The organism is uncultured Bacteroides sp. (assembly GCF_937912035.1).
GTDB lineage: Bacteria > Bacteroidota > Bacteroidia > Bacteroidales > Bacteroidaceae > Phocaeicola.
Map to the genome: position 1 here is coordinate 44,949 of NZ_CALDPF010000051.1, position 12,056 is coordinate 57,004.

General features: G+C 31.3%; 11 protein-coding genes, 1 tRNA gene and 1 pseudogene. 9 read left to right on the forward strand and 4 right to left on the reverse strand.

Annotated features, from left to right (window positions below; translation table 11 throughout):
* Nucleotides 1-205: 205 nt before the first annotated feature.
* Nucleotides 206-760: pseudogene (locus Q0486_RS14420) on the forward strand (transposase); the annotation flags it as partial.
* A gap of 320 nt (nucleotides 761-1,080) precedes the next feature.
* Here Q0486_RS14420 and Q0486_RS14425 read toward each other — a convergent pair.
* On the reverse strand, nucleotides 1,081-1,857 hold the full coding sequence (locus tag Q0486_RS14425) for a hypothetical protein (RefSeq protein WP_299234865.1): 777 nt from the start codon (nucleotides 1,855-1,857) through the stop codon (nucleotides 1,081-1,083).
* Between the two features lie 103 nt (nucleotides 1,858-1,960).
* On the reverse strand, nucleotides 1,961-2,920 hold the full coding sequence (locus Q0486_RS14430; protein WP_299234868.1) for a HEPN domain-containing protein: 960 nt from the start codon (nucleotides 2,918-2,920) through the stop codon (nucleotides 1,961-1,963).
* A gap of 277 nt (nucleotides 2,921-3,197) precedes the next feature.
* Here Q0486_RS14430 and Q0486_RS14435 point away from each other — a divergent pair, with 277 nt between their 5' ends.
* From Q0486_RS14435 to Q0486_RS14450, 4 genes are all read left to right on the forward strand, one after another.
* The gene (locus tag Q0486_RS14435) at nucleotides 3,198-4,418 is read left to right on the forward strand and encodes a site-specific integrase (protein WP_299234871.1); all 1,221 of its coding nucleotides are present in this window, start codon (nucleotides 3,198-3,200) and stop codon (nucleotides 4,416-4,418) included.
* A 160-nt stretch (nucleotides 4,419-4,578) separates the two neighbouring features.
* The gene (locus Q0486_RS14440; protein ID WP_299234873.1) at nucleotides 4,579-5,046 is read left to right on the forward strand and encodes a hypothetical protein; all 468 of its coding nucleotides are present in this window, start codon (nucleotides 4,579-4,581) and stop codon (nucleotides 5,044-5,046) included.
* 350 nt (nucleotides 5,047-5,396) lie between these two features.
* Nucleotides 5,397-6,632 (forward strand): hypothetical protein, encoded by a 1,236-nt coding sequence (locus Q0486_RS14445; protein ID WP_299234876.1) that lies wholly within the window; start codon nucleotides 5,397-5,399, stop codon nucleotides 6,630-6,632.
* Nucleotides 6,633-6,702: 70 nt separating this feature from the next.
* The gene (locus Q0486_RS14450) at nucleotides 6,703-7,305 is read left to right on the forward strand and encodes a hypothetical protein (protein ID WP_299234879.1); all 603 of its coding nucleotides are present in this window, start codon (nucleotides 6,703-6,705) and stop codon (nucleotides 7,303-7,305) included.
* A 335-nt stretch (nucleotides 7,306-7,640) separates the two neighbouring features.
* Here Q0486_RS14450 and Q0486_RS14455 read toward each other — a convergent pair whose 3' ends face one another.
* Nucleotides 7,641-8,336, reverse strand: coding sequence for a hypothetical protein (locus tag Q0486_RS14455; protein WP_299234882.1), 696 nt, complete (start codon nucleotides 8,334-8,336; stop codon nucleotides 7,641-7,643).
* 104 nt (nucleotides 8,337-8,440) lie between these two features.
* On the opposite strand from Q0486_RS14455, the gene Q0486_RS14460 reads away from it, so the two are divergent.
* From Q0486_RS14460 to Q0486_RS14475, 4 genes are read left to right on the forward strand one after another with little or no spacing between them, the layout of a single operon-like run.
* Nucleotides 8,441-8,791 carry a helix-turn-helix domain-containing protein gene (locus Q0486_RS14460; RefSeq protein WP_299234885.1) on the forward strand — a complete coding sequence of 117 codons (351 nt, stop codon included), beginning with the start codon at nucleotides 8,441-8,443 and terminating at the stop codon, nucleotides 8,789-8,791.
* Nucleotides 8,781-10,433 (forward strand): phage/plasmid primase, P4 family, encoded by a 1,653-nt coding sequence (locus Q0486_RS14465; RefSeq protein ID WP_299234888.1) that lies wholly within the window; start codon nucleotides 8,781-8,783, stop codon nucleotides 10,431-10,433. Before Q0486_RS14460 ends, Q0486_RS14465 begins: the two co-directional genes overlap by 11 nt.
* Complete coding sequence (locus Q0486_RS14470) at nucleotides 10,430-11,404, forward strand: BT4734/BF3469 family protein (RefSeq protein ID WP_299234891.1); 975 nt, start codon at nucleotides 10,430-10,432, stop codon at nucleotides 11,402-11,404. The genes Q0486_RS14465 and Q0486_RS14470 overlap by 4 nt, the downstream gene beginning before the upstream one ends.
* A gap of 20 nt (nucleotides 11,405-11,424) precedes the next feature.
* Nucleotides 11,425-11,583 carry a hypothetical protein gene (locus Q0486_RS14475; protein WP_299234893.1) on the forward strand — a complete coding sequence of 53 codons (159 nt, stop codon included), beginning with the start codon at nucleotides 11,425-11,427 and terminating at the stop codon, nucleotides 11,581-11,583.
* Nucleotides 11,584-11,956: 373 nt separating this feature from the next.
* On the opposite strand, the gene Q0486_RS14480 is transcribed toward Q0486_RS14475, so the two are convergent.
* Nucleotides 11,957-12,030: transfer RNA gene (locus Q0486_RS14480), tRNA-Met, on the reverse strand.
* Nucleotides 12,031-12,056 lie beyond the last annotated feature (26 nt).

Sequence of the window (12,056 nt, forward strand, 5' to 3'; positions counted from 1 at the left end):
CGGATCAACGTAAAAACCTGAAGAGTTAATTCAATAAAATATTATCTTTGCCCACAAGAATAAAATACAATGAAAACAAACAGTTATCATTTCTTTCTTCGCGAAGGAATTCTTGATTAATTCAACATATCAGATGCAAAGGAAAGCAGTACAGAAATAGTAATTTATCTTGAAGAGAAGAATGAAGCTCCACGAGAGCGCTCTTTTCCATGTACAGAAACTTGCTCATGAAGCAGTTCAGGACATGAGAGTTAAATCCAGCAAGGAAGCACTTAATGAAGAGTCCGTACAGATAGAGCATGCAAAGGCATGTGGAAAGATATATCATGCTCCGGTATTTGAAAATTGAGACTCAAGGAAACTGTTGTTGACCAGAAGTATATATAAGAAAGAATCATTATGGACAGAATCACAACGTATACGTGCCAATATTCTGTTCAGACAAGTATCCGGATATAAAGAAAGCGTACTATCTTTCCATGAGACTAGGATTTATTTATCACCAGTTCAGACATAAGGATGTAGCCTTGACAAAGCTTGCCAGGTGATATGACAAAGTGAACAAATCAGAATTCCTTGCCTTTGGAAGAGTAGCAAGGTTAATACAAACACATTATCTTGAAATAATAATCTACTTCGAGAAACGTTCCACGAACACAGCTTCTGAGTCCTTTAACGCTAAAATAAAGAACTTTCGCTCACAGGTCAGGGGAGTGAAGGATAGAACTTTCTGTTTAGACTGTCGAAAATTTATGCGTAATTTGAGAATTCCTCAGTTTTTTACGTTGATCCATTTTAAGGACATTTACTGAATACCCTATATAAACAAAAAAAAGACATTTAAGAAGTATACACTCCTAAATGTCTTTTATCAAATTATTATACTTAGTAGCGGGAACCGGGATTGAACCGGTGACCTCATGATTATGAAACGCGTATAACACGTTTTCTTTCTATTTCTTATAATGCTATTATATAGCACATTACGTGTATTTTCGAGAGCAAATATAATATTTATTTTCATCCGTAATCATACTGTTTCTTCTATTTTCCCCTCTATTTGTGCAATTCTTGTGCAAATTATTTTTGTTTGATTAATAATTGAATATCATTAATGATTATATTTATATTATTCTGTTCCTCATCAGGTATAGAATTTAGTTCCATTAAAGCAGATAAAGATTGTCCAAGTGTACTAAGTTGAGATTTAGCACTTCCCAATTTAAGACCTTTACCGGCTTGTTTTAATAATCGCAGGTCATATAAGCTTATCATTTCAGAATAAAAATCAAAATACTTTTCCAAAAATGGTTTATCTTTAAATGAAATATCCCATTCATCCATATCAATTATTTTACTATCTGATAAATATGCAATTACAACTAATTGCCTATAACTCAACTGTTCAATAACTTTCAATAAGATATTCGCTTTTTCAAAACTGATATCTACATTAAAACAGATATTTACCAATAGATTGGAATAATATTTTAACTTCTTTTCTTCGTATTCATCCCTAGATTTTAGTAAAGTCCCTTCAAGGAGCTTTTGAGCAGAAGAACTATCACTATTGTCACTAGTCCAAAAATTATCATTTCTAGGATATTCTCCTTGCTGTAATTTTATTTGTATTTTGTCTATTGCATATGAGAACGTATTTTTTACTCTATTTGACTCCTTCTCACTCAACATACGTTTAGCAAAGTCTTTTATTGTCGTAGATAATGCAGGAGCAATTAAAGCTCCTCCAATAGCTCCTAATGGTCCTGTTGCAATAAGACCAATAGCTACAGATGCAGCTCCAGCAAACGTATCTGAAGCTACATCAATAATTTTGTCTTTATTCTTAATATCCATAAATCATTATATTATAACACTTATCTTCATTTTATATAAATATCATAATTCTATATACTTAACACTTAAAGCACCATAATAAAGTTATTCTTTTTATCTAAATTCATATATGCATTAATAAATTAATAAAATATTCTTCATGTTTTTCTCTATCTAAATCAAATACATTACATTCTTTTGTATTAAAAGCATAATTCATTACCTTTCTACAGATTTCATCTGTTTCTTGTACTATCATTGTCAATTCCTTTATTTTGTCTGTTTTAAATCTATCTCCGTGTACAACCTTTGACCGAAACGAATAAGCCTGTTTTAAAATCTTAAAGATGTGTATTCTCTCCTCCTTATTTTTTGATAAAAATAATGCAACACGTTCCGAAAGTTTATGTGACAGTTCTGTACTATCATTTAAAAATAAACACTCTAAGCATGAACAATAACTTGTTATTTTTAAACCTAAATCGCTACAATTTCTTGCGTTTTGAATATAATAATTAGCAATTGTAATTCTATGGTGATTTTGAATATTTACAGATTGAATTCTTTCTGTTTCTATTTTCATATTATTTCTTAAGAATATTGCGGCTTGATTCAATTCTTTTGTTGAAAATGTAACATTTGAACATTCTCCTTTACAATCATATCTAGTAACACAGATTCTATTACTTGAATAGTGTGTTGTATAACCATAATTTCTTTGATATTGTAAAAATCCTAATTCAAAATCAACAGCATTATCCTTTATACTCCATAATCCAAATAAGAATGAAGATAATATACAAAGATGTTCATCTAAATATTCAATTGGAGATATTACATTTTCATCGAAACAACTTTCACAGAATGCAATTAAAGGTGCTTTTTGTGTCAAATATTCATATTCTATATTTCCTATAGCCTCCTTTAGACCTCTATTAAGATAGGTTTTAATATCACTCAGTTTATTCGTTATTTTCAATATTGGAAACGATTCATTTATTTCATTCAAATTTAAAGTAATAGCTTTTGACAAATCGTTACATGCTATATTATTTAACGCACATAAAAAAACAGACTTCATCATAAAATAAATAATTTATTTGTTTCAAGAATAAATAGTTTTTAATGACAAACAAATATATAATCAAAATTATAAAAAGTAATATTTTAACAAACAGATTTTCAAGAACAATATTCATTTAAATATCCTAATAATTTTCATTTCAAATTTGTCAGTTTAATTTCAAACATCATGTAAAAAACACTTAAAAATCCGTCAACATTTCATTCAACTTATATTTTCCAAAAATAGAGGATATATAACAGGTAAGCAATTCCGCTTACAATTAAACTATTGAAGCATGATTAAAGTAGTAAAAAACGGAGTTGTTGTATCTGTATTGCTTGATACACGAACAGTAAACAAAGAAGGAACTTATCCTGTAAAAATAAAGGTATATTTTCAGGGAAAACCAAAGTATTATCCAACAGGAATCTGTATGAGCACTAAAGAAGAGCTTGAAGAGGTTCTTGAAAGTAAGTCAAAAAAGAATATTGAAATACAGGATATAATCGGTAAAGAGTTGAGCAGGATTTTAAAGAATGTTGATATTCTTGTAGAACGTGGAACTTTCTCATTCAGCAATCTAAATAACATGCTTGGAAAAAATATTGGGGGAACTTTGAATGAAATGATTTCCGCAAAAATTAAAGAGCTTGAGAATGAAGAAAAATTTGGAACTTCCGCATTTTATAAAGGAACTCTTTCGCTGCTCAAACGTTACATGAAACACGATGTTCCTATAAATGAAGTTACAGTTGAATGGTTAAACGATCTTGAGAAATTCATATTGAAAACAGCAAATCAGACAACTGTAGCGATGAACATGAGAAACATTCGTGCCACTATGAATATAGCTAAACAGGTGGGAGTTATCAGAGAATCAGATTATCCTTTCGGCAGGGGCAAATACCAGATTAAAGAAGGTTCTGGAAAAAAGAAAGCACTCAACAAGAAACAGCTTAAAGCCATTGCTGAATATAGTGATGGAAGCATGACTACTGAATTTTATCGTGATTTATGGCTGTTTATTTATTTCTGCAATGGACTGAATGTCGCTGACTTGATAAGTCTTAAATTCTCAGATATTCAAAACGGTGAAATATCATTTATCAGAAAGAAGACAAAAGACAGAACACGTGATGTAAAACGTATCTATGCAGCGATAACACCTGAAATGTATTCAATAATCAATAAATGGGGGAATGACCCTAAAAAAAGTGTCTATATTTTCCCGTTTTTAAAACCTGGTGACAGTGCGTGGGAACATGAGAAGAAAAAGAAGAATCTCACAAAACTGATAAATAAAAGAATGAAAATGATAGGTGAGAAACTAAATTTGGGAAAGATAACAACCTACGTTGCAAGACATACCTATGCAACTGTATTAAGAAATGAAGGTGTTCCTATTTCAATAATATCACCAATGTTGGGACATAGCAGTGTTACAACAACAGAGATATACCTTGCAGATTTGGAATCTGAATACAGAGCCAAAAATGCAAGCCTATTGAGCTTCTAAAGCCACATATAAGCTCTATACGAGCCATATTTTGATTTTCAGCCCGATACTCCTGATTGCAGAGGAATCGGGCCTTTTCATTGTTAAATTACTGGTACGAGGGATTGAAACATATCTTGAACGGTTAAAGTCATGTTAAAATTTGGAAATCGTTTATATTTTGGGAAAAAAGAGGATATATGTAATGTCTGATGATTCAATGACTAATGAAATTATAAACATCAAATATAAAAGACTTATGACACAGAAGAAAAAGAATCAGAATGAACAAGAAGTGAAAACCAAAGCCACTAAATCCAAAAGGAAATCAAGTAAGAAAGAAATCAATCTTCAAAAAGTAGATTTATCTGTTCAAGAAGAACCTGTACAGGAAAATCCTATTGATGAGAATATAGAAGATGAAAAAAAGGACTATACGGTCGAAGAAATTCTTGACACTATAAAACCAGATGATGATTGCGAAGAAGAATCCAATTCTGGGTATGATGCAATACTTGCAAAGTTTGACAAGACACTTGAAGAAATTGATGAACGTTTCAAATCAAACGAAGAACTTACAGAAAGATTGCTTAAAGAGCATCAAGAATGTGAATCTTTTATAGATGAATTTCTTAATGAGGATGATTGACTAAATTTGTAACCGCAACAGTCTCTTTATGAGATGAAACATTTGTAATGTACCTTATTTTTCGTAATTTTGTATCGTCATGCAAAACATGACAGACATATTAGAAATTTAAGGTACACGAAAGTGTTTAACTGATTCTCCGGAATAAAGTCTGGTAAACTATTAACGAACGAGAATGAGTAAACATCTCTCGCGTCATATCCGTATATGGCGTGGGGAGACTGTTGCTTGTTTTAGTTCAAGGGTTTTACCAGAGCCTTTTCCGTAAAATGAGTTAACAGCCCTCACGCTTTCTTTATTTATAAACTTCTTCTTTTGTGGGCTGGGAAGAACGGAATAAATACTGGTATATGAAAAAGTTTTTATTAATGCTTGGTGCGGTAGCTTTTATGACTGCATGTAAAGATGATGGTTCCGGTAATGGTGGTTCTATTAATTATGAGGAGGGATATAAATATCTGACAAGTCTTAATGTCAGTGATGCAAAAATGATTTATCAGAAAACAGCTACAGGAAGAACAAGAGCTGAAACTGGAAATACTTATTACAAAGTTGATTTATCTGGAAATGAAGTAAAATTGTCAATTAGAGGTGAAGATGGTCAAGACCATAACATTGGTATTCATAAGGTTTTGAAATTGAGTAATAAGGTAATTCTTGTAAATCCAGTATCACAAGATATTGTTGATTTAATCTATAAACCAGGTCCAAATGATATAAATATTAGTGTTATGAATGGTGATACGAAATATCTTTCTCTTGTTGATATCCAATCAGAAAAGATATACCATTGGCCTGAGGAAATGGAAATATATTTATATGATGATATCGAATTAAAAACTATAGATAATCAAGAAAACATATATTTAGCTTACTCTATTTCTAAATATCCAGAATATAGTCAAATATATAAATTGAACACTTCTGATTTTACTTTACAAAAGATGTTGCCAGATAATGTGGTATGCAATGGGTTTACAGTAACAGATAATGGATTTATTGTATATTGGAATGGAGTGGAACAACAACAAAATTGTCGTGTCAAATGTCCAGGTGGTAAGATTTATCCTATTAAAGATACCTATACATTTATTCTCAATGGTATTTTGTATTCGATTCGTGGTAAAGAGATTATTAGATATGAAACGATTGGTGATAATGAATTAAAAGAAAAAAATGTCTGTACAATACCTTATGATAATACATATTGGGAATTTATACCAAACTATGTACGAAATACTATGGTGATAAATGGTAATTTAGAATTTGACGGAGAAAAATGTATTGAATTTGATAGGCAAATATCTATTGGAAATCTGCATACAAGCAAAGCATGGTATTCTTACAGCAATACAATTTTCTCTAAAATAGCAATGCTGGATTATAAAGAGTCTCAGTTTGAAATTTCGAATTATGAAATACAAACTCTTTCTGTCAATTCAGAGAGTCCTAACATTACATTTACCGGATTTAGGTATTCAGATGGTGCAAATGTGGTGGGAACTATTACAGAATCAGACGAAATAGTTATCGACAATGTTGCTGAAAATGGCAACAAAATCATCAATCTTATTCCGTTGAACTAATTATCATATAAATAAAAAATCCTTCTTTTGCTCGTGCAATGGGAGGATTTTTTGTTTTATACATATCATTATGGCAATAAAAATAGAATTTTACCAACTGATAACTCCTATACATATAGCAAAGAAATATTTTCCGAAACAATATGAAAATGATTCTTGCTGGAATGATGTAGTTATATGTACACCAATGGGAGCAATGAATTCCTTTGACATAAACTCCATTATCAGAGAATGTGAAAAATTGGGATTAAGAAGATTCAAAGAAAAAAACAGAGAAAGAATCATCGGAGATTATTATATAGGTACTCAATCCGGACTTGACGATACATTCCAATATAAGAAAAGCAACTGGATTAGAGTTCATAATGGTGTAGCATGGAATCCATATTTTCCTTATGGGAAAAATATTCCAGAAGAGTTTCCATGTTTCTATGGTGGTTTTTACTATGAATCAAAACAGGTATGGGAAGAATCAAAAACAGCGTTATTATGTTTTAATGACATACTTGATAAATATAATTTGAAACGACAGCCCATAAAAGAAGAAAATCTTCTTTCTGAGATAATATCAAGTATTCCGGAGAAAACACCTTATGATAACTTCTTCTATGAACTCTCACAAAGAACGCTTGAACAGGAATTTATCGAATATCAAAAACATAACAATATCTAACCAATATTTATCCTCTTATTTCTGGGAATCATTGTTCTTCATATATCTTCGTACCGGGTAGATGTTTTTCCTTGGTATTAACAGAAACATATACTCAATCCCAAATGAGGCAGTTTTCGTCTCCCGTATCGAGCTTTTTTCCTCTCCCCTATACCCAATATAAGAAAGCAAGAACTATCTCAAATATGGAAGAATAAATTCAAAGTAAAATAATTTTACATAATGAATAAAATGAACTATTTTATATAAAAAGTTTTTATATGAAGAACTATTTAAAATATAATATAGAAATATAGTTTGTAGTAAAAACAGTTCATTTTATTCATTCTTAATATTTAACTATATGTCAAGAATGAAATAGAGTCTTCCATATCTGAGGTGTGTTCTGGCTTAGTTTTGATAAAGATAGTCGGATAAAGGGGATAACCTTCAACGTATGTATCTTTACCATTCTTTAGTTTATCGATATGGGGAGTATAACTAATTCCACAACCGTAGATCGTTAAAATATTTCCTTTCCTATGCCGCTTTCTTAAATTATAAGAATGTGATATAACCTTGAATTTATAATCTCCAAGATACTTTAAATCAATAAAATAACGTGGAAACCACCCGATTCTATAAGTCTCTCCTTTTTTCATTTTCTCTACTACAAAGTCTTTCGGATTAAATAGTGTGTCTTCTGTGATTACTTCTCTTCTAAGAATCCTGCAAAAGTCACTCCAACATTCATATCCCAAAGCTATACAGATTATATCTAATGTACTTTCATTGGGAGGATTTCCTTTTATTTCTTTATTTGTTATACCTTCTTCTTTCCAATAATATCTAAGAGTACGTTCTGATATAGTAGGAAGTTTTCCATTTTCATCCAGTTCCTCAGTTTTATATTTTCTTTTACGAGCATATTCATTATCAATTATATTCTTTGCTCGAGTAACGTTATATAGGTGTACTCCGTAGTTATCAAAAAAATAATTATCCAGTTCTTTTATTAAATCCCAAAAATCTTCTGATATACTTCTTTTCATGATAAATGTTAAAAGCAAGTTAATATTACTGATGAGAACAAGTCTGCACAACTCTGCACTCACATTCAATTTACTTTGCTACCATAATCAAAAACATTAGTATTATGAATGAAAAAGTAACATTTGAGACATTACCGTCAGCTATTATGGAACTGACAGAAAAGGTAGATTTGCTAATCAGTATGTTTAGCACAAAAATAGAAAAAAGGGAGGAAATTCCAAAGTATATGAATACGGAAACCGCTCTTAAATATTTGAGAAAGACTGGTCTAAATATAAGCAAGTCAAAACTGTATAAGTTAACTGCTTCCAATAGCATACCTGTCTATAAAGAAGGAAACAGCTTGTTCTTTACTCAACAAGAGCTTGACAAATGGTGTGAGGAGAATATTCAAATCAAATTGAATAAAGAAAGATTTTTATCAACAATTAAAAAATTCAATTATGGGAAATGATTTATTTTTAAGCAAAATTGAAAGTAACGATGAAATTTTAGAAGGTAATGCAGTAGATAGTTTTGTATATTATACTACGGCATACAGAAAACAGATAGATAAGTATTTCATGTTGAAAGACGTTCTTGATTCTATTTTTACAATTGATTTCTTGCTTGCTTATTATAAAAATAATGAAGAGAAGAGAAAACTTATCTATCATTTGAGAAAGGACATCGAAGAAAAAACGGAAAATGCCCAAAATGCTAAGGACATATTAAAAAATTTAGACCCTACAACAGAATGTAAAATATCTATTATCATTGAATATCTACTTCGCCTTTTTGAAAAGAAAAATTCAGGATTGGCTGTAATTAATGGCAAAGTGTATTTTTACAATGGATGTTATTGGGAAATAATGGAAGATGATTTTGTAAAGCACTTTCTGTCTTTTGTAGCTGAAAAAAGTGGCTTGCCTCATTTCCAGGTAACTAAGGTTAGATTTATGGAAGCTTTATTCAAACAGCTTCTGTCTTCCTCTGTATCACCTGTTCCGGAAAAAACGAAAGAAGTAAAAATAAATCTGCAAAATGGAACTTTTGTATGTAATGATGGAAGTTTTGAAATTCGTTCATTTTCTCCAGATGATATGCTTACATATCAGTTACCATTTGATTATAACCCAAATGCCAAAGCCGAAAAGTTTACTGAATTTCTGGAATATGTTGTTCCTGAAAAAGAAGCAAGAATGGTAATTGCAGAGTATATTGCTTATGTCTTTGCAAAACATCTAAGGTGGGAAAAATGTATGGTACTTTATGGAAGCGGATGTAATGGAAAATCAGTTTTGATTGATGTTATATCAGCTCTACTTGGAAAACAGAACGTATGTAATATACCATTGGGCAGATTATGTGAAGCAAATGGGTATTATCGTGCTGAAATGGGAAATTATCTGCTAAATGCCTGTTCGGAAATGGGAAGCAAAGACAGTGACCCGGAAATGGTAAAGCAATTATTCAGTAACGACCCTGTAAGTGCACGTTCACCATACGGAAAGCCTATTACAGTTTCTAATTATTGCCGTTTTCTGTTCAGTACAAACTACATATCAAATAAAGATATGGAACAGACAAACGGGTTTTTCAGAAGGTTTTTATTTGTCATGTTTGAAGTGACAATTCCGGAATGGAAAAAGAATCCGAACTTAGCTAAAGAAATAATAGAAGATGAACTAAGCGGAGTATTCAATTGGGTGCTTGAAGGTTTGCAAAGGATATTAGAACCTGGAAGACAAGGATTCACATATTCCGCACAAATAGATAAGGCAAACAGAGACTTTGAAAGAAACAGTAACAGTGTTGCTCTGTTTATGTCAGAAAAATATCTACAGCCTTCAAGTACAAAACATAGAGACGCAAAAGATTTGTATAATGAATACAAGTTTTTCTGTGAGGAAAACCGCTATGGTGCAGTAAGCAAACAGGAGTTTTTAAGAAGGCTTGAAACTCAATTAAAATATTTCATCAAAAGGAAAGCAACAAACAACGCTACATGGGTATATTGTGAAGAAATCAAGAATACCGAAAAAGAGGACAACACTCTTGTTGGCAAATTAGAAGCAGAAGGTATTATAAACTCTAATAAAAGGAAATATTTATGATACAGAATTTAAAAGTTTCATTGTTTAGCCGTAAGGATATTATAGTTCCTACAAGAACTGTCAATATTGGGGAATGGTTGTTACATAAAAATGAATATACTCCTATAGTCGAGAAGTTGAGAAATACCTCAAATGATAAGGAGAGGAAACACTTGAAAAATTCATTGCCAGCTATAACGGTAAGCGGAATATTTTCAAAACGTAGAGCAGATTGTATGATAAGTCCTTCTAATTTAATCTGTATTGATATTGACGGGAAAGATAACCCGTCAGTATCAGATATGGAAGTCTTAAAAGCGAGATTGGCTAAACTGCCATACGTTATGTATTGTGGACTTTCCGCAAGTGGTAAAGGGGTGTTCTGTATTATTCAATACGATGATTTTGGCAAGCACAAACTTCATTTCAATGCTTTGCAACAGGAGTTTAAAGAAATGGGAATTATCATTGATTCAAGTTGCAGTGACATTTGTAGGTTGCGTTTCTATTCGTATGACGAACACCCTTATATAAATTGGAGCGCAGAAGTATATACACATACTTTGGAAAAATCCAATACAGCATTGAAAGCAAAGGAAATCATTCCAAAGAACAGTCCCGACAGACAAATTTCAAATGAAACTCCCCAATACCTATCTCTTGAAGAAGAATTGTTACAACCATCCAACCTTGATTTTGCAAGTGCCACGCCATTGTGTAAGACAGAAGAGGCAGAAAGATTGCTGAATCTGGTTATTGAAAGGAAGATTGATATAACTCAAATTTATAACGATTGGATTAAAATAGGTCTTGTAATAAAAAATCTGTTTGGAGAGAAAGGACTTGATTTATTTTTGAATGTAAGTAGCTTTTATCCCAATTATTGCCAGGAAGAAGCTGAAAATAAATACTTTGAACTAAATGAGAAAAGATATAGAGCTAATACTCAAAGTCTGTTTGATATAGCGGCGAAATATGGAATACATAGATAACCATTTAAAACAATATTATTATGAACAAGAAAGTAAAAGATAAAAAAGAAAGTAAGTTCTCATTTGATAAGGAATTTCCTAAAATGACAGATACTATTTATTTAATTAACAACAACTCTGGTCATGGTATAAGTCAAATATGGTACATCTTAAAGAATATGAAAATCATAAAATCGTGATGAGAACACTACTCATTCAAATTTATTGCGATATGGAGGGATAACTACCGGTGTGTAGATTATCCCTTTTATTATACTCATTTGTGCAATTTTTTGTGCAAGAAGATTCGTTCTCATACAATAATATATAATCTAAGCCTCATCATCGGACATCTTCAAGCAGTGTACAGAACATACCGTTAAGAAAGAACAAGTAAATTGAAGAAAAGCAAAGAAAGATATTTTTGAGGTAGTTTTTTCTTACGATTTCATTGATTATCACCATTTTACCTCAACTTTTGTGCAAAATCTGTGCAAGGAGCTATATAAACAAAAAAAGACATCTAAGAAATATACATTCTTAAATGCCTGATAATTAATCTGTTATATCTTGTAGCGGGAACCGGGATTGAACCGGTGACCTCATGATTATGAATCATGCGCTCTAACCAGCTGAGCTATCCCGCCATTGTTTCTCGATTGCGGGTGCAAAG

Bases quoted from the DNA above. Each gene is read 5' to 3' on its own strand.
- Q0486_RS14425 (WP_299234865.1), bottom strand. From the start codon at position 1,857: ATGGATATTAAGAATAAAGACAAAATTATTGATGTAGCTTCAGATACG.
- Q0486_RS14430 (WP_299234868.1), bottom strand. From the start codon at position 2,920: ATGATGAAGTCTGTTTTTTTATGTGCGTTAAATAATATAGCATGTAAC.
- Q0486_RS14435 (WP_299234871.1), top strand. From the start codon at position 3,198: ATGATTAAAGTAGTAAAAAACGGAGTTGTTGTATCTGTATTGCTTGAT.
- Q0486_RS14445 (WP_299234876.1), top strand. From the start codon at position 5,397: ATGAAAAAGTTTTTATTAATGCTTGGTGCGGTAGCTTTTATGACTGCA.
- Q0486_RS14450 (WP_299234879.1), top strand. From the start codon at position 6,703: ATGGCAATAAAAATAGAATTTTACCAACTGATAACTCCTATACATATA.
- Q0486_RS14455 (WP_299234882.1), bottom strand. From the start codon at position 8,336: ATGAAAAGAAGTATATCAGAAGATTTTTGGGATTTAATAAAAGAACTG.
- Q0486_RS14460 (WP_299234885.1), top strand. From the start codon at position 8,441: ATGAATGAAAAAGTAACATTTGAGACATTACCGTCAGCTATTATGGAA.
- Q0486_RS14465 (WP_299234888.1), top strand. From the start codon at position 8,781: ATGGGAAATGATTTATTTTTAAGCAAAATTGAAAGTAACGATGAAATT.
- Q0486_RS14470 (WP_299234891.1), top strand. From the start codon at position 10,430: ATGATACAGAATTTAAAAGTTTCATTGTTTAGCCGTAAGGATATTATA.
- Q0486_RS14475 (WP_299234893.1), top strand. From the start codon at position 11,425: ATGAACAAGAAAGTAAAAGATAAAAAAGAAAGTAAGTTCTCATTTGAT.